Source organism: Corynebacterium sp. HMSC036D03 (assembly GCF_001836185.1).
Lineage (GTDB): Bacteria > Actinomycetota > Actinomycetes > Mycobacteriales > Mycobacteriaceae > Corynebacterium > Corynebacterium simulans.
Genome location: NZ_KV827710.1, coordinates 19,104 through 36,430, shown reverse-complemented (window position 1 = coordinate 36,430; position 17,327 = coordinate 19,104). Strand labels below are relative to the sequence as shown.

Here is a 17,327-nt window from a genome sequence, read left to right as displayed (position 1 = left end):
CTGTGCGATAATTGCACTTATGCATGGCCACCTTCTAGTTTCGATTTCCAGCATCTTTTCTGACACGCGGAAGCAAACTAGTAACCTCCTCAAAGAACTAGACCGGGAAGAAATCCCGGTCTCTTTGCTGGTTGCCCCACACATTGATGGCAATTGGCACCTGGCCAAGGATGACAAGACCTTAGGCTTTCTCAAAGAGCAGGAATCCGCGGGTAGGTTGCTTATTCTGAATGGCTTCGACCAAGCGGTGCAAGGTCGTCGCGCTGAGTTCGCTAACCTCGACTCGCACGAGGCCAATCTCCGTTTGAAGGGCGCCACGCGGCAGATGGCCAAGTTGGGCTTCGAGTCGAGCATCTTCGCACCTCCACGCTGGCGTATGTCGCCTGGCACCTTGGAGGTCCTACCGAACTTTGCTTTCGACGTCGCGGTCTCCACGCGTGGCATTCACGAGCTGCGTTCCGGCAAGTTCCACCAGACCCGCAACCTGTCCTTCGGCGAGGGCTTCGGCGCGGCGAAGTGGTGGCGCCGCAACATTATTCGCGCAGCTGAGCGCTCCGCGCTGCGTGGCAACACCGTGCGTCTTTCCATCTCTGGCCGCAACCTTAATGACAGGAAAGTGGTCTCTGACTTCATCAAGGCGGTTGACCGCGCCGCGAGCGCCGGCGCGCAGCCCGCGGACTACGGCGTCTTTTTGACGAAGCGCTAAAAGCCTCCCGCGGAAGTGCACGCCGAGCGTGCACCGAACGCACGGCACGCGTGCAAAAGCGTGCACCGAACGCGCAAAAACGCACAATTTGCCAATTAGACTGCTGAATCCGCGCTAATTCAGGGCACTATTTGGCAAATTGTGCGTAGGGAGAGGAGACGCTCCGGGGAAGACGCCCCGGAGGAAACGCTCCCGGGAGCCTAGAGCTTGAGGAAATCCCGGACCTGCGGTGGCAGGGCGTCGATGAGCTGGGGTGTCAGGAACTTCAGCGAACCGCCGAGCAACATTGCGATGCCGGGGACGGCAACCGCAAGGATCAATGCGATGATGCTGCCGGTGCTCGAACCAGAGCTAGAGCCGTTACTGGAGCTGGAGCCTTTGTTGGTGCCGGGCTTGCTGTCTGGGTCGGTGTCTGGTTCTTCGTCTGGGTTAGCGGCCGCCTTGCCCAGGCTGAATCCGACCTTGACCGGGTCGTGGTCGGAGGCGCGGAACGGGGAATCGTCGTAGAAGTCCACGATGTTGTAATTGCGGCGAGAGTACTCAAAGGCCACCGGCTCGTCGGCATTGATGTTCCACACCTGGGCGTCGGTTACCTTGCCGGATACAACCTCGTTTGCCAGGACGTGGTCGAGGGAACCCAACAGGCCAGAGAACTGGTAGGAGGCATCCGCGTGGTAGTCCTCAGCGGGAACGGTGTAGCCGCTGTCGCGGAAGACATCGATGGCATCGCCGTGGGTATAGGTGTTGAGGTCACCCATCACGAAGGTGGCCTTGTCCTGCCAATCTGGCTGCTTAGCCAGGTGCTCAAGAACGGCTTCGGCCTGTGCCTTGCGCACGTTGGGGTTATTGCCCTGGCCGTCGCCGGTGTCGGCGTCACCCTTAACAACGGAACCCTTGGACTTGAAATGATTGGCCACGGCCACGAAGGTCTCGTCATCCGCGGCGTCGACTGGCGCGAACTCCTGCGCTAGCGGCTCACGGGCGGTTCCAGTGAAGCGGTCGTCGACGAAGATGCGGGATTCACCAACCGGCTTGACGCGAGCCCTTTTATAGATGAACGCGGTGCGGATGACGTCCACGGTGTCCGGCAGCTTCTCCGGGGAGGTCACGTAGGCCCACTTCTCGGAACCAGCGGCCGCGTTGAGCTCGTCTGTCAGGTGCGCCAAGGCTTGGTCGCGCTTGGACTTGTCGCCGGTGACGCCGTAGCCGTCTTCGATTTCAGAAAGGGCGATGACGTCGGCATCAAGACCGTTTACGGCCGCGACAATCTTGCGCTGCTGGTTCTCGAAGGCCTCCGCGGTATAAGCACCGCGGGTCGTGCCGCGCTTGACGGTGACCGGGTTGCCGTTCATGTCATCGTAGGAGCTGCCGCCGTACTCCTCGCCAAGGGAGGTGAAGTAGTTCAATACGTTGAAGGCACCAATGGTGTATTCGCCTTCGACGTCGAGTGCGTGCAGTTCCTTTTCGCGGGAGTCTTCCCAGGTAATCGGCAAATCGCTGCCTGCCGTATTGCCCGTTACCGGTGCGGTGGGCTGGTAGCGCCACTGTTCATGGGAGTAACCCACGATGACCGGGTGCTGGAAAGTTACCTGGTCAGTGGTGCGCAGGGACTTGATGGTCTGCGCGTTGTCCTGCGCGATATATGGCAGCGGGGTGGATTGGTCAGACTCGAGGTAGTTTTTCGTGCGGCCATCGTCCAGCGTGACCAGCTTGGCGGCGTTGGAAGCGGCGAGTTTCTGTAGGTCGGAGTCTGGGTCTGTCGACGGGTCATAAAGGTCCGACGGCTGGCGGAGTGCCTCAGTGCCCGGCGCCAGGCCTACCTCGCCATACTGGTTGAGCGCGTAGTTGTTGGTCACGGTGTGGGTGCCAGGCAGCACCAGCATGTGCTCGTAGGCCTCACGGGCGACGTCGCCTTCCGGCAGGGCCTCCAGTTCGAGCGCGGTGACCTCCGGCAGGGGAGCATCGAGCTTCTCGACGGCATCTGCGGTTAGCTGGGTGGCGTCAAAGAACTCCGAGACCTTGCCAGAAACCTGCACGGAATCCCCGAGCTGCGGATAAGCAGAGGCTTCCTTGTTACCCATGTAAATAAACAGCGCCGGGGAAGCAGCGGGAGCCTCGCTTCCGGTGCCGCCGGTCTGGATGGTGAAGCCGTTGATGCCGCCCTCGGACCACACGCCAGTGACGACGCCCTTGGTCGTGACGTTCTGGTCTTTAACCGGAGACTGAGCGCCGGTTCCCTGGATTTCTTCGATGCTTAGCTCGCGGCCGGGGTCTGCAGGCTGCGTTGGTTCCTCTGGCTCAGCGGGCGTGGTTGGTTCGTTGCCGGAAGGCGTAGGAGTGGGCGTGCTGACATGGAAATCGGCAGCGTTGTCGTCGGTATCGGTGCCCGCCTCATCGCGAGAGACTGACTCTGCATTGGAGGTGCTTGGGGCGGGGGTGCCTTCTGCCAGCTGGGCGGAACCGTAACCGGCGAGGTCAACCTTGTTGCCGGAGGCGTCGTAAAGCTTGACCGATCCCTTCGAACCGGACAGGTTCAGGGAGGATTCCGCGTCTGGGGTAGGCAGTGGCGTGGAGCCGCCGCTGCCCTGGCCAGCTTGAATCAGGTAGTGCTTGCCAGCCGGAATCGCGCCGCCGAGAGCAGCCTTGCCGCCCGAGTTGCCACCGGCGGAAAAGTACTCCACGGACCAACCATCCAGCGAGACCTCGGCTTCGGTGGGGTTGAAGAGCTCGATGAAGTCGTGGGTAAAGGTCGCACCAGAGTTTCCGCCGCCGCCGTAAACCTCAGAAAGGACCACGGCATCACCTGCGGGCGCTGCATGGGCGGGGACGGTGAGAGTGGAGAAAGTGGAGATGAGCGCGGTTAAAGAAAGCGCGCGAAGAGAACGAGAGCGCATGAGAAACCTTGCAATAGGAGATATATGACCATTTGTTTCTAAGGCACCGCGCCGGGCTTGCCAAGCGTTCATCCCCCAGATGTCTTGGGGGTTTACATGCACGCCCAAAAGGTTTGTCTTGCGGTTCACCGGGTGTTTACGCGGGCTTTGCGGGGCAGGGGCGTGCGAACTGCGCACAATTTGCCAAGCAAGCCCGGAAAATCAGCAAATTTGGGCGCACTATTTGGCAAATTGTGCCCACGCGAGGCCTCGGTGCCAGTAATCCTCCAAACCGAACCACCCCCAACCCGCCGCCCTATAGAATTGGTTTTCGTTCCCCGCGGGAAATACTGTGGGCACTAAGTCGACTACCGAGTTAAAACTTGAGCTGAATGAAACTGGAGGCACGATGGTTCAGCGCGTGTATGTGGAAAATCGCGAGGGCGGGCATGCCGCTGCATTGTCGAAGGAGTACGGCGTCAACGTGCGCGTGCTCAATCGCTACGACGTAGAGGGCACCACCGATTCCGAATTTGCTACCGCGGTCAAGTTGGTTCTTTCAGAACCGCAGGTAGACACTATTTTTTCCACGCTGGACGAGGCTGGAGTTGCAGGCGGGGTTCTCGCCGTTGAACCGCTTCCAGGCCAGTTTGATCAGCGCGCCGATTCTGCCGCACAGTGCATTCAGTTCCTCTTTGAAAGGGAGCGCCCCCGCGTGCGCACCGCGGTGGTCTATGCGGTAGATGGTGAGATTCCTGCCGCCATGCGCAAGGATCTGATTAACCCCGTCGAGTCCCGTGAAGCAGCGCTGGAGCTGCCGGAGACTTTGGCATTGCACGTCGATACCCCCGCAGACGTTGAGACCCTTGAGGGTTTCACCGCGCTTTCCGACGCCGCCCTTCCCGAGTTCGTTGCCTCCCACGGCTTGGCCATGGACGCGGACGACGCCACCTTGATTCGTAACTACTTTGCTTCCGAAGACCGCGAACCCACCATCACCGAGCTCAAGGTGATTGATACCTACTGGTCCGACCACTGCCGCCACACCACCTTCGAGACCGTCCTCGATTCCATTACCTTCAATGAGCCGACCGTTGAGGCCGCTTACCAGGACTACCTCGCAGCCCGCGAGTCCATCGGCCGCGCTAAGCCGGTGACTTTGATGGACATGGGCACCATCGCTGGTAAGGTGCTGCGTGCCACGGGCAAGCTCGACGCCATGGACGTCTCCGAGGAGATCAACGCCTGCACCGTTCATGTCACCATCACCGTGGATGGCAAGGAAGAGCCGTGGCTGCTGCTGTTTAAGAACGAGACCCACAACCACCCAACCGAAATCGAGCCTTTTGGCGGCGCTGCTACCTGCATCGGTGGCGCAATCCGTGACCCACTGTCTGGCCGCGGTTATGTCTACGGCGCGATGCGCATCTCCGGCTCCGGTAACCCGCTGGAGACCACCACTCGCGCAGGCAAGCTGCCGCAGAAGACCATTGCCCGCGTGGCAGCTGCCGGCAATTCCTCCTACGGCAACCAGATTGGCTTGGCTACCGGCCTGGTTGATGAGGTCTATCACCCGGGATACGTCGCCAAGCACCTCGAAATGGGTGCGGTAGTGGCGGGCGCACCGGCGGCGAACGTGCGTCGCGAAGTTCCGGCGGCGGGTGACCTCGTGGTGCTCGTCGGCGGTGCAACGGGCCGTGACGGTATCGGTGGCGCTACTGGTTCCTCCAAGTCGCACACCGTGGAGTCGCTGACCACCGCGGGCGCGGAGGTGCAGAAGGGTAACGCGCCGGAGGAGCGCAAGCTCCAGCGCCTGTTCCGCAACCCGGAGTTTTCCAAGCTCATCAAGCGCTGTAATGACTTCGGCGCCGGCGGCGTCGCCGTCGCAGTGGGCGAGCTGGCGGATTCGCTGGAGATCAACCTCGATGCGGTCCCGAAGAAGTACGAGGGCCTGAACGGCACCGAGCTGGCTCTGTCCGAATCCCAGGAGCGCATGGCCACCGTCGTTGAGGCAGGCGACCTCGACAAGCTGATCGCGCTGGCTAACGAGGAGAACCTCAACGCCGTGGTCGTTGCGGAGGTCACTGACTCGGGCCGCATGCGCATGCATTGGCGCGGCAACACCATCGTTGACCTTTCCCGCGAATTCCTAAACACCAACGGCGCCGACAAGCACGTCGACGTCGAGGTTGCCCCCGCCGCTGATTGGCGCGGCGCGGCCCGCGAGTGGGCACGCCGGGAGGACTTCAACGCGTCTTTCCTCGGCATGGCCTCCGACCTCAACGTGGCTTCCAAGCAGGGCCTGTCTGAGCGCTTCGACTCCACCGTCGGTGCCGGCACCGTGCTGATGCCTTTCGGCGGCACCCGCCAGGCCACCCCGATCCAGGCCACGGCACACACCCTGCCGGCGCTGGGAGAGACCACCAACTGCTCCGTGATGTCCTGGGGCTACAACCCATACGTCACTGAGGCCAGCCCGTTCCACGGGGCCTACCTCGCGGTGGTGGAGTCGGTGTCTAAGCTGATTGCTACCGGCGCCTCCTTCGACGAGACCTACTTGTCTTTCCAGGAGTACTTCGAGCGCATGGACTCCGCTGCGGCGTGGGGCAAGCCGGCTGCCGCGCTGCTGGGCACCATCAAGGCCCAGCTTGGACTCGGCGTCGCCGCGATTGGCGGCAAGGACTCCATGTCCGGCACCTTCGAGGAGCTCAGCGTCCCGCCGACGGTCATCTCGGTTGCCGTCAGCCACGACGATGCCACGCACATGGTGCCGAACTACTTCAAGGCAGCGGGCCACAAGGTCACGCTCTTCCAGCCGGAGATCGCTGGCGCAGAGGATACTGCGCTGGCCGGCCTGCCCACCCCAGATTCCCTGGTTGCCAACTTCCGCACCGTGACGGAGCTGCTGCGCTCCGGCAAGGTCATCTCCGCTTACACCCCGGGCTTCGGCGGCCCTGCCGAGTCCGTGCTGAAGATGGGCTTGGGCGAGGGCATCGGCTTCGCCTTTACTGACGACGCCCCGCTCTACGACTACGCCTACGGCGCCTTCGTCCTGGAGTGGGCAGACGGCGAGGAGCCAACCGCGGGCTCGGTTATTGGTGAGACCGCTGAGGGCGGCTTCACCTACCGCGGCACCGAGGTTTCCTTTGCCGACGCCGAGGCCGCCTACCTGGGCACTCTCGAAGAGATCTACCCGAGCTTCATTGAGCAGACTGGTTCGGTCTCCCTGGCAGACGCCACTTCTTCGGTCTCCGGATCTGAGGCGCCGACCATCACCCCGACCCACGGTGGCGCCAAGGCTTCCGCTCTCATCCCGGTCTTCCCGGGTACCAACTGCGAGTACGACTCCGCCCGCGCGCTGCGTCGCGCTGGCATCGAGCCGGAGATCCTCGTGGTGCGCAACCGCACCCCGGAAGACATCGCTGAGTCCGTCGACCGCATGGCCGCGGCTTTGGATCGCTCCCAGATGCTCTTCCTGCCGGGCGGCTTCTCTGGCGGCGACGAGCCGGACGGTTCCGCGAAGTTCATCACGTCCTTCCTGCGTAACCCGTCGCTTACCGCGGGTGTGCAGGGGCTTCTCGACGAGCGCGGTGGCCTGGTCCTCGGCATCTGCAATGGCTTCCAGGCGCTGATCAAGCTGGGCTTGGTGCCGTTCGGCAAGATTACTGAGCCGGGCACTGAGACCCCGACGCTAACCTTCAACACGATTGGTCGCCACCAGTCGCGTATTTCGCGTGTGCGCGTGGTCAATAACGCATCGCCGTGGCTGTCCAAGATTAACGAGGGTGATGTCTTCACCGTCCCGATTTCTCACGGCGAAGGCCGCATCACCGCTGGTGAGTCCGAATGGGAGCGTCTAAAGGCAGCTGCCGTTACCCAGTACGTCGACGTTGCAGGCAACCCGCTGATGGATATCTCCGTTAACCCGAACGGTGGCCTCTTCGCCCTTGAGGGCATCATGTCCGAGGACGGCCGCGTCCTGGGCAAGATGGGCCACTCTGAACGCATCTCGGCATCTACCTACAAGAACGTGCCGGGCGAGTACGATATGAAGCTCTTCGAGTCTGCGGCGGAGTACTTCCGCAAGTAGTTCCGAGCCCGGCTGGTTGGGTCCCCCTGGTTGGGTCTCATTCCTTGGCTCCCTTTGCTAGCAAAGGGAGCCTTTTTTACCCCAAAACACAAAACTCCACTCGCAATAGGACCCAACCAATGGGACCCAAAGACGGGGACCCAAAGACGGGGACCCAACCGGGGTGGAAGCCTCAGAGCGAATGGAGTTCGTGATGCCCAGGAGAAATCGCGTGAGCGCCGCGACTTAAGCGCCGATTGCGCGCGCGATGGTCTGCGCCCAGCTGACCTTCATCTCGTGTGTAAAGAGCCCGAAGGAGTGCGAACCCTGCTCGCTGTAGTAGCGGTTAACGTTCACGCCGGCGCGGCGCGCGTTGTGCGTGAAGGTCTCGGTGCACTGGTTGGCAACCACCTCAACTGCACGCGGGCCAACGCTGGTCACCGGGTTGATGTTGTTGCCATCAATCGGACCCGGGTTGCCGGATGCAGAAGCCACGAAGACATCTACACCGCGCAGGCGACCCGGATTGAAGTTCGGGTCATGGTCCGCCCACTGCGGCGAGCCCGGCAGACCCCACGCGTTGAAAGAGGAGCCGCCTCCGTAAGCCATCATTGCCGTCGAGGTCAGAACGCCCGTCGGATCAGAGCGCACTGGGCAGCCAGAGTAGGAAGCGGCCGCCTTGAAACGCTGTGGCGCATGCGCCGCGATATCGAGCGCCGCCGCACCGGTGGAGGAGAGGCCGCCGATGGCATCGCGGCCGGTGCCGTGGAATTCGGCGTCGATAAGCGGCGGAAGCTCCTGGGTCATGTAGGTGTTCCACTTGTTTACGCCCAGGATTGGGTCGGCCTGGTTCCAGTCCGTGTACAGCGAGTATGGGCCGCCAAGCGGCATGACTACGTTGACGTTTTTATCCGCGAACCATGGTCCGACGTCGGTATGCGTCATCCAGTTCATGCCCTCCTGGCCGCCCTGGATGCCAGGCAGGAGATAGAAGCTCGGGCGCGGTTGGTCGCCGCCCGGCAGCAGCACGTTGTTGGTGATGATTTCGCGGTTGGCAGGAGACCACACGTCGACGACCCAGTGGTTGCCGTTGATGTGGCGTTTGCCCACGATCTTGGCCTGGTCACCCAGCCAAGGCTGCGGGTTGGTCACGCGCGAGGAGACCTTCTCCAGGTGGCTCGACTGCGCCATGGCGGGGGTGGTGGTTGAGCCGATCGTCAGCGCGAGGACGCCGGCGGCAGCGACGGACTTGAGCAGGGTTCCAATGGAGCGTGTGGAAGTCATAGTGGGAGCAAGTGTACAAGGATTTTTCAGCTTGTATAAGTATTTCCCAGGAAAAGTTGAAAAAAGATTCAACTACTGAGACTAAAGTGGCACGCGCTATTCGATGCCGAGCGCTGGCCCGAGCGTCGTCTCCCAGGCCGTGTACAGCTGCGCTCCGAAGAAGATTTCGTAGTCGGTCGAATCCGGTCAGGCCTCGCCGATTTCGGAGGTGGTGCAAAATTTAATAAGCATAACAAAATAGTGGGCATTTCCTTGAAAGCGTCGGACGGGCGCCGTATAGTTACGGCGACGTAAGTTTTCTCCGAAGTGAGGCGGCTACCCATTGATGGCTAACAAGGAAAACACTGCGCTATTAGAAGGGGTGGAGCAGGCGCCACCTGAGGGGCTCGTCGAGCGGCGCTATTTCATCGCTGACCGTGGCCCACGCCCCCTCACTCGCGGCTGGGGCCACTTTTTTGCCGCGATTTGCTCGGTGATCGCATCTACTGTGCTGATTACCTATTCCTGGATGACGCTGCCCTGGTGGCACGCGCTAGCCGTTACCGTCTACGGCGTCGGCGTAGTGGGCTTGTTTGGCGTGTCCGCCCTTTATCACCGTTGGCCATGGCCGAGCTTGCGGGCAGTGCGTTGGTGGCGTCGGGCGGATCACGCAACCATCGCTGTCTTTATTGCGGCGACGTATACGCCGCTGTGTGCCATCGTCTTAGACGTGAAGCAGGCATCGCTCATGCTGGCTATTGCTTGGGCTGGGGCAATCTTGGGTGTCATCCTGAATCTGTTGTGGATAGACCATCCACGCTGGCTCGATGTGGTGGTCTATCTGGCATTGGGATGGTTGGTGGTCCCACTCATTCCCACCCTGTGGGGTGCCGCTGGCGCCGTAGTTGTGTGGCTGCTTTTTGCCGGCGGAGTGATCTATTCGCTAGGCGCTTTGGCCTATGGCTTCAAATGGCCGGGCCGCAACGCCCGGTGGTATGGCTACCACGAGCACTTCCACAGCGCGACTATCGCGGCTGCGGTTGTGCACATGGTGGCCATTTGGATGGTCGTGGCGGCCTAGGCGTTCAAATGGGGACAGGCGCCTAATCGCGCAGCGGGTCCACGCCGGCTTCGGTGAGCATCGGGATGTTGGATACCTCGGAAGGTAGGCCGAATGCGTCAACCAGAACCACGGACCACGGTGCCAAAGAATCCACCAGATCATTGATTGCAGCGCGGGCGGCCTTCATACGGCCGGCCGGAAGCAAGTTGTGCTCCTGATACCAGCCCGCGTGCTCGACCAGCGTGGACAGCACGAACAGGTGACGTAGCTGCTCGAAGACCTGGCGTGCGAGGGACCCTACCTCCAGGCGGTCTTCCGCCTCAATCATCGCTTGGACCAGCAGCGTATCTACACGGGCCCAGCCTGCCGCGATGAGGTGATCCTGGCATTGGTCCACGATGGCGGCTGCCTGCACCTTGTCGGCCTTGCGGGCCGGCTGGATACGATGAACGAGAGAAAGCAGGACGGACTGGGCACGGTCGTCGATGAGCTTGGCTTGGTAGACGGCGTCGAAAAGCGATGCCTCGTTCGGATTGACCAGGTCCACCAGCCCCTGCAGACGCGTGGTGAAACCAGTGCGGCGGCGCACGACTTCAGTGGCGGTCGTCGCGGCATAGCGCACGGTATCCCATGGAGACATGTCATTCATCGCGCGGCCGTAGGCGGTGAGCAGGTTCTTGCCTACCATCTGAATCAGCACGGTGTTATCGCCTTCAAAGGTGGCGAAGACATCGGAGTCGGCGCGGTAGGTGGTCAGGCGGTTTTCTGACATATAGCCCGCGCCGCCGCAGGCTTCACGGCATTCCTGAATCGTGCGGATGGCGTGCTGGGTCTGTGCGGCTTTAATCGCGCCGGCCAAAGACTCCATCTCGCGGGAGGCATACTTTTGCTCCTCGGTGGGAGTGGTCACGGACCACGAGCCTGCCTCCTGGCTGTCATTCATCTCCTGGTAGCGCTCCAGAATTTGGTTGTGTAGCAGGTGCAGCGCATAAGAGCGCGCCAGCGGGATGAGCAGGCGGCGGCGGTGCTGGCGGTGATCGATAAGGTGCTTTTCGGCGCCGGTTGCGCCTTCGAATTGGCGGCGTCGGTTGGCGTAGCGCACCGCGATGTCCAGCGAGGCCTCCGTGGCGGCGCCCGCGGCACCAGCCACGCCCATGCGCCCGCGGATCAGCGTGCCGAGCATGGTGAAGAAGCGGGCGTTGGGGTTTTCAATCGGCGAGGAATACCTGCCTTTTTCATCGACGTCTGCGAAGCGGTTGAGCAGGTTTACACGCGGTACGCGCACGTTGTCGAAGCGGAGCGTGCCATTATCGACGCCCACGAGTCCACCCTTGTGGCCGTGATCGCCCAAGGTGATGCCCGGCAGCGCGTTGCCTTGCTCGTCACGAATCGGAACGATGATGGCGTGCACGCCGTGGGTGCGGCCATCGCTTTCCGGGGTCATAAGCTGCGTGAACACGACGGCGGCACGGCCGTCCTGGGCGGCGTTGCCGATGTAGTTCTTCACCGCGGTATCGCTCGGGGTATTTATGATGAATTCATCGGTTTCCGGGTCGTAGTTCGCCGTGGTCTCAAGGGATTGCACATCAGAGCCGTGGCCGCGTTCGGTCATGGCGAAACAACCAGGTAGCTCCAGGGATGCGGCCTTTTGAACCCACTCGATGTGGCGCTCGGTGCCGAGCTGGTCGAGGGCGCCGCCCCACAGTCCCCACTGCACGCCGGACTTGATGGCGAGTGAGCCGTCGACCCAAGCCAGGCCTTCGAGTGTGAAAGTGGAAAGAATCGGTTTGCCGGGCCCGCCATTGTCGCGGCGCAGACCTTTTTGGAAACCGCCGAAGTCGCGCACCTTAGCGAGATTGTTGAAGGTATGTGCGCGCTGCTCGGCGACGGAGAGATCTGGATGCGGGAAGAGCTCCGGATCATTGATGAACTCGCGTAGCTCCTGACGGAAAGCGGCGTGTGGGCCATCGAGTAGGTTGCCCAGCTCGGTAGCTACGGATGGCTTCGGTGTCTTGGGCAGGCGGCGCGGGCTGCGCGGCTCTGCTTGGGCGGTGGTGGAACGAAGATTTGCGCGGTTTGCCTCGGTGGTGGAAGCAGCGCTGGAATCCTTGCTTTGAGTCTTGAGGAGTGCCATGATTTTTCCTTCTTTGGGCGGCTGCTTTTGGCAGCCGGGGATTTTTTGGGGTGCGGGTTAGCGTTCGATGATGGCGGCCACGCCTTGGCCGCCGGCGGCACAGATGGAGATAAGAGCGCGGCCGCCGCCTGCTTCCTGCAGGACCTTCGCGGCGGTGGCGAGGATGCGCGCCCCGGTGGCCGCGAAGGGGTGGCCGGCAGCCAACGAAGAACCCTTGACATTGAGCTTGCTGCGGTCGATGGGGCCGAGCGCGCCGGGCAGGCCGAGGCGCTCGCAGCAGTAAGTCTCGTCCTCCCACGCATTCAAGGTGGCAAGGACTTGCGAGGCGAAGGCTTCGTGGATTTCGTAGAAGTCGAAATCTTGCAGGGTGAGGTTGTTGCGCTCGAGGAGACGCGGCACCGCATAGGTCGGCGCCATGAGAAGGCCGTCTCCGCCGTGCAGGAAGTCCACTGCGGCGGTCTCGGAATCAACTAGGTAGGCGAGCGGCTCGAGGTTATGGCTTGCGGCCCAGGATTCGCTGCCCAGGAGGGTGACTGCCGCGCCGTCGGTAAGCGGCGTCGAATTGCCGGCGGTCATTGTGGCCTGGGTGCCGTGCTGCTCGGCATCGCGCTTTCCAAAGACTGGCTTTAGCTGGCCGAGCTTTTCTGGCGTGGAGTCAGGACGGAGGTTGGTATCGCGGTTAACACCCATGAAGCCGGTGCTGAGGTCGTTAAAGAAACCTTCCTCCCAGGCCTGATGAAGCTTCTGGTGAGAAGCGAGCGCGAGCTCGTCCTGGGCGGCGCGGCTTACGCCCATTTTGCGGGCCGTGATAGCCGCGTGGTCGCCCATGGAAAGCCCCGTGCGCGGCTCGCCGTTTTGGGGCTGCTCGGGCGCGAGCTGGGCGGGGCGAATTGAGCCGATGAGCTTTGCACGTTGGGAAAGAGTCTTTGCGCGGCTGAGTCCGATGAGGGTGCGCCGCAGGGAATCGTTTACGGCAAGCGGGGCGTCTGAGGTGGTATCCGTGCCGCCGGCGATGCCGGATTCGATGCGGCCGCGGGCAATGGCGTCACCAACATGGATGGCGGCGGCCAAAGAGGTGCAGCAGGCCTGCTGCATGTCGAGCGCCGGGGTAGTAGAAGTAAGCGCCGAGCCAAGGACTACCTCGCGGGTGAGGTTGAAGTCTCGCGAGTGCTTGAGTACCGCGCCTGCTGCTACGAGCCCTACCCGTTCCTCGTGCAGGCCGAAGCGCGCGACGAGTCCGTCGAGGGCGCTGGTGAGCATGTCTTGATTGGAGGCGTGCGCGTATTCCTTGTTGGAACGGGCAAACGGAATGCGGTTGCCGCCCAAGATTGCGACGCGGGGCGAACTGCTGGTCATTGCGACTCCTTGCTGGGAAACCAGAGGTGGAAAAGTTTTCACTGGAATGTCCTAAATCACATTCCGAATGATAGTGTTAGTTGTATCACTCAATTAACTAACCTTGCAACCTCTTACAAAAAGGCTTGCAACCTTGTTAAAGGAAGGATTTCGAATGCCCAAACTCAATTTCGCCGAGAAACTAATCAACTCTCCAGTGGCCGCGAAGGCGGGCGTGCCGCAGGGCTATCCGCTGCGCCGCTTCACCCCCGGGGAGCCGGCTTTAGGCGCCCCAGTGGTCATTGATTCTGCAGGAGCGGGCCGCATCGCCCACTTCCTTTCCACTGCGCTCGCAGTGGACTATCAGCTGCTTTCGGTGGAGGCGGAAACTGGGCGGGGTGCGCTGGTATTCGACGCCACCGGAATCGAGGAGCCAGAGCAGCTGCGAGAGCTCTACGATTTCTTCCATCCGCAGCTGCGCAACCTCGCACCGAATGCACGCTTGCTGGTCATCGGCACCACCCCGGAGAAAACTGCGACCATCGATGCCCGCATTGCCGCCCGCGCCCTCGAGGGCTTCACGCGTTCGCTGGCTAAGGAGATGCGCAAAGGCGGTACCGTGAACCTCATTTGGGTCGAACCCGGCGCCACGGCGGAAATCGAATCCACGGTGCGCTTCTTCCTCTCCGGTAAGTCAGCGTTCGTAGACGGCCAGGTGGTGCGCGTGAAGGCCGCTACCGCCGAGGCGGACGCAGACTGGCAGGCGCCTTCTCAAGACCGTCTCGCCGTGGTCACCGGCGCAGCCCGGGGCATCGGCGCCACTATCGCGGAGGTGCTGGCTCGCGATGGCGCGCAAGTCATCTGTATCGACGTCCCCGTCGCGAGTGAGCACCTCAGCAAAACGGCAAACAAGGTCAAGGGCACCGCGCTACCGCTGGACGTTACTGACCCGGGTGCTGCCGCGATCATCGCAAAGCATGCGCAGCGCCACTATGGCCGCCCCATCGACGTCATCGTCCACAATGCCGGCATTACCCGTGACAAGCTGCTGGCAAATATGAACGAGGGGCAGTGGGACGCCGTCCTCGCCGTTAACCTCATAGCTCCAGTGCGTATCACCGAGGCGCTGCTGGATAGCGGAGATCTTGCAGCCGGGGCAGCGGTGGTGGGCGTGTCTTCCATGGCGGGAATCTCCGGCAACCGTGGCCAGACCAATTACGCCACCACCAAGGCCGGCATCATTGGGCTGGTTGATGCCCTCACCCCGGTACTGGCAGACAACGGTTCCACCATCAACGCGGTGGCGCCGGGATTTATCGAAACTGCCATGACCGCAGCCATGCCCACCGGCCCACGTGAGATTGGCCGCCGCATCAATTCCCTGCAGCAGGGCGGCTTGCCAGTTGACGTCGCCGAGACCGTCGCCTACTTCGCCGCCCCGGCCTCCGCGGCGGTCACAGGTAACACCGTGCGCGTGTGCGGCCAGAACATGATGGGAGCGTAAATGCTAGACCGCAATGTGCAGAACCTGAAAGAGATTCCGCAGCTTTCCAAGCTTTACCGCAAGCAGGTGATAAAGGCGCTGCCCGGTGTTGCGGGAAAACGCGTTATCGATGACCCACCAATTGCCTACCGGGTAGAAGGTGTATACATTGATCCGGAGCATCTTGCTGCTTATTGCCAAGCAGTGGGTTTCCGCCTGGGCAACGAGGTTCCGGTTACCTACCCTTATGCGCTGGCCTTCCCGCTAGCGGTCAAAGTCATGGACTCGCCGGGTTTTCCTTTCCCCGCCATGGGCATTGTTCATCTTTCAAACAAGATTGAACAATTCCGCCCTTTGCACGTGGAAGATGCTTTTACCATCGACGTCCACGCGGAGAACCTGCGCAGCCACCGCAAGGGGCTGGTGCTCGACATGATTACCTCCATCTATGTAGAAGGCATCTTGGTCTGGCAGCAAACCTCCGCATTCCTAGGGCCAAAAGCACACTTTTCTTCCTCCACTCCGGCAGATGTGCAGGTAAGGCCAGAGGCCGCCCGCTTCTTGCCGCAGCCGGAAAAGCCCGCGCCGGGGGTAACGGCCATTGCAACGCTGCGTTTTAGCCCGGAAACTGTAAAGACCTACGCAGCCGCTTCTGGGGATAAGAACCCCATTCACACCTCCCGGCTGGGCGCGAAGGCCTTTGGTTTTCCGAACACGATTGCCCATGGCATGTTCACCCACGCCAAGATGCTCACTGCGTTTGAGGGGCGCCTGCCCGATGCAGTGCGCGTGCAAGCAGACTTCTACAAGCCGGTCATATTGCCGGCCACCACGGCGCTTTTTAAACAAAAAGAAGGCTCCGGTTGGAACGCGCAGCTGCGCCAAGCCAAAAACGTTGAAAAGCTCCACGTTGCCGTCAACGTGGAGCCAGCGCACTAATCCAAGTGCTGGTGCTGCGGAGCCACAACCAGTGGCTTCGGGGAGTACTTTCCGCGCAGCTCGCGCAGGACGCCGGCGTGCTCCCACAGCGCCTTGTCCTCTGCCGTCTTCGGCGTGAACTGACGGGCTGCCATCGGCTGCCAGTCGGCGTCCATCGCCATATAAGAAACCGTGGCGTGGATGGCAGTCTCCAGATTCTGGCGTCCACCGCGCGGGTTGCCAGAGCGGACGTGGATGGACATCTGCATGGAGCGTGCATCGGTGCGCATCATACGGGCATCCACCTCGATGAGGTCACCGATGGCAATCGGCTGGTAAAAGCGAATACCGCCGGCATAAACGGCCACGGTGTGCTCGCCCGACCACTCCATGGTGCAGGCCGCGCCCGCCTCATCGATCCACTCCATGGCGGTGCCGCCGTGGACCTTGCCGCCCCAATTGACGTCGGTCGGCTTTGCTAGGAAGCGGTTGATCATGCGCGGGGCGTCGGAAGGTCCGTCATAAGTCTGCTTTTCCATCTCATCCTCGATGGCTCGGCGCAGCTCGATGCGGGACTCGGCCGCCTCCCAGACACGATGTTGGTCGTCGGAAGTCGGCTCAAACGGTGGCACAGGGGTGGACTTACCCGTTTCCGGATCCTTCGCCACGAAAATAACCAAGCAATCGCAAGCGCGCGTGAAGATGCCATCGCGTGGGTCTGCGGAAAGGACTTCGTTGACGATGTGCATCGAAGAACGGCCTGTCATGGCGATTCGCGAGCGCACCTCCACCAAGTGCCCGGAAGGAATCGGGCGAGTGAAATGGATGTGGCCCACATAGGCGGTAACGCAGTAGGCACCGGACCACTGGACCGCGCACGCATACGCTGCCTTGTCGATCCACTCCAAGACGCGGCCGCCGCCAATGCCCTGCGCACCAGCGATGGTCATATCCGTGGGCGCCGCCATGAATCGGAGGGTGATCGATGGCGACTTCGCGGTTTCAGTATTCTCTTGTTCCGGAAGGGTTAGTGACATGCATAGAAAGTTATCAGGGAGGCCGAATTAGCGCATGAAAAATAAGGTAGACCCAGCGGCCACGCGCGCTGCCGTGGTGGCGGTCCAAGACTGGATAAAACGCCCCGATGAGGTGGAAAAACCAGGTAGGGCATTGCTTGCCGATGCCGTCCGTCGCACCGCCCGCACCCTCGAAGTCGACGCGCCGGGCCATTCCGTGGAGCTGCGGGTGCCCCCATTCGTGGCAGTTCAATGCATCGAAGGTCCTCGCCATACGAGGGGTACCCCACCCAATGTGGTGGAGATGGACCCATTGACGTGGTTGCAGCTGGCCACGGGCCTGCTCCGCTGGGAAGAAGCCGTTTCCGCCGCTTGCCTCGAAGCTTCCGGCTCCCGCTCCGGCGAAATCGCAGGATGGCTGCCAGTCATTCCGTTAGTTTCTACTGCCCACAACGACTAGGATTAGC

The 17,327-nt window shown here is 61.7% G+C and carries 11 protein-coding genes; 6 read left to right on the top strand and 5 right to left on the bottom strand.

The features are described from left to right. The first annotated feature begins 19 nt into the window (after positions 1-19). A complete protein-coding gene (locus tag HMPREF2692_RS00795) occupies positions 20-706 on the top strand; it encodes a DUF2334 domain-containing protein (protein ID WP_061924562.1) in 687 nt (228 codons plus the stop codon). A 200-nt stretch (positions 707-906) separates the two neighbouring features. On the opposite strand, the gene HMPREF2692_RS00790 is transcribed toward HMPREF2692_RS00795, so the two are convergent. Continuing rightward, positions 907-3,600, bottom strand: coding sequence for an ExeM/NucH family extracellular endonuclease (locus HMPREF2692_RS00790; protein WP_070822411.1), 2,694 nt, complete (start codon positions 3,598-3,600; stop codon positions 907-909). Between the two features lie 388 nt (positions 3,601-3,988). Between HMPREF2692_RS00790 and HMPREF2692_RS00785 the strand changes: the two genes are divergently transcribed. Further along, on the top strand, positions 3,989-7,669 hold the full coding sequence (locus HMPREF2692_RS00785) for a phosphoribosylformylglycinamidine synthase (protein WP_070822409.1): 3,681 nt from the start codon (positions 3,989-3,991) through the stop codon (positions 7,667-7,669). 225 nt (positions 7,670-7,894) lie between these two features. On the opposite strand, the gene HMPREF2692_RS00780 is transcribed toward HMPREF2692_RS00785, so the two are convergent. Continuing rightward, a complete protein-coding gene (locus HMPREF2692_RS00780) occupies positions 7,895-8,932 on the bottom strand; it encodes an alpha/beta hydrolase (RefSeq protein ID WP_070432613.1) in 1,038 nt (345 codons plus the stop codon). 325 nt (positions 8,933-9,257) lie between these two features. Here HMPREF2692_RS00780 and HMPREF2692_RS00775 point away from each other — a divergent pair, with 325 nt between their 5' ends. Next, entirely contained in the window at positions 9,258-9,992 is a 735-nt protein-coding gene (locus HMPREF2692_RS00775) for a PAQR family membrane homeostasis protein TrhA (protein WP_062043373.1), read from the top strand. 22 nt (positions 9,993-10,014) lie between these two features. Here HMPREF2692_RS00775 and HMPREF2692_RS00770 read toward each other — a convergent pair whose 3' ends face one another. Next, on the bottom strand, positions 10,015-12,108 hold the full coding sequence (locus tag HMPREF2692_RS00770; RefSeq protein ID WP_070432614.1) for an acyl-CoA dehydrogenase family protein: 2,094 nt from the start codon (positions 12,106-12,108) through the stop codon (positions 10,015-10,017). A 57-nt stretch (positions 12,109-12,165) separates the two neighbouring features. After that, entirely contained in the window at positions 12,166-13,464 is a 1,299-nt protein-coding gene (locus HMPREF2692_RS00765; RefSeq protein ID WP_061924545.1) for an acetyl-CoA C-acetyltransferase, read from the bottom strand. A 154-nt stretch (positions 13,465-13,618) separates the two neighbouring features. On the opposite strand from HMPREF2692_RS00765, the gene HMPREF2692_RS00760 reads away from it, so the two are divergent. After that, the gene (locus HMPREF2692_RS00760; protein ID WP_070432615.1) at positions 13,619-14,947 is read left to right on the top strand and encodes a 3-oxoacyl-ACP reductase; all 1,329 of its coding nucleotides are present in this window, start codon (positions 13,619-13,621) and stop codon (positions 14,945-14,947) included. Continuing rightward, positions 14,948-15,865, top strand: coding sequence for a MaoC/PaaZ C-terminal domain-containing protein (locus HMPREF2692_RS00755; RefSeq protein WP_070432616.1), 918 nt, complete (start codon positions 14,948-14,950; stop codon positions 15,863-15,865). It abuts the gene before it with no gap. On the opposite strand, the gene HMPREF2692_RS00750 is transcribed toward HMPREF2692_RS00755, so the two are convergent. Beyond that, complete coding sequence (locus HMPREF2692_RS00750) at positions 15,862-16,881, bottom strand: acyl-CoA thioesterase (RefSeq protein ID WP_070432617.1); 1,020 nt, start codon at positions 16,879-16,881, stop codon at positions 15,862-15,864. The genes HMPREF2692_RS00755 and HMPREF2692_RS00750 overlap by 4 nt on opposite strands. 34 nt (positions 16,882-16,915) lie before the next feature. Between HMPREF2692_RS00750 and HMPREF2692_RS00745 the strand changes: the two genes are divergently transcribed. Then, positions 16,916-17,320, top strand: a complete 405-nt coding sequence (locus HMPREF2692_RS00745; protein ID WP_070822407.1) for a sterol carrier family protein — start codon at positions 16,916-16,918, stop codon at positions 17,318-17,320. Positions 17,321-17,327 lie beyond the last annotated feature (7 nt).

Excerpts from the sequence above, each read along its gene's own strand:
- HMPREF2692_RS00795 (WP_061924562.1), top strand. The coding sequence starts at position 20 with ATGCATGGCCACCTTCTAGTTTCGATTTCCAGCATCTTTTCTGACACG.
- HMPREF2692_RS00790 (WP_070822411.1), bottom strand. The coding sequence starts at position 3,600 with ATGCGCTCTCGTTCTCTTCGCGCGCTTTCTTTAACCGCGCTCATCTCC.
- HMPREF2692_RS00785 (WP_070822409.1), top strand. The coding sequence starts at position 3,989 with ATGGTTCAGCGCGTGTATGTGGAAAATCGCGAGGGCGGGCATGCCGCT.
- HMPREF2692_RS00780 (WP_070432613.1), bottom strand. The coding sequence starts at position 8,932 with ATGACTTCCACACGCTCCATTGGAACCCTGCTCAAGTCCGTCGCTGCC.
- HMPREF2692_RS00775 (WP_062043373.1), top strand. The coding sequence starts at position 9,258 with ATGGCTAACAAGGAAAACACTGCGCTATTAGAAGGGGTGGAGCAGGCG.
- HMPREF2692_RS00770 (WP_070432614.1), bottom strand. The coding sequence starts at position 12,108 with ATGGCACTCCTCAAGACTCAAAGCAAGGATTCCAGCGCTGCTTCCACC.
- HMPREF2692_RS00765 (WP_061924545.1), bottom strand. The coding sequence starts at position 13,464 with ATGACCAGCAGTTCGCCCCGCGTCGCAATCTTGGGCGGCAACCGCATT.
- HMPREF2692_RS00760 (WP_070432615.1), top strand. The coding sequence starts at position 13,619 with ATGCCCAAACTCAATTTCGCCGAGAAACTAATCAACTCTCCAGTGGCC.
- HMPREF2692_RS00755 (WP_070432616.1), top strand. The coding sequence starts at position 14,948 with ATGCTAGACCGCAATGTGCAGAACCTGAAAGAGATTCCGCAGCTTTCC.
- HMPREF2692_RS00750 (WP_070432617.1), bottom strand. The coding sequence starts at position 16,881 with ATGTCACTAACCCTTCCGGAACAAGAGAATACTGAAACCGCGAAGTCG.
- HMPREF2692_RS00745 (WP_070822407.1), top strand. The coding sequence starts at position 16,916 with ATGAAAAATAAGGTAGACCCAGCGGCCACGCGCGCTGCCGTGGTGGCG.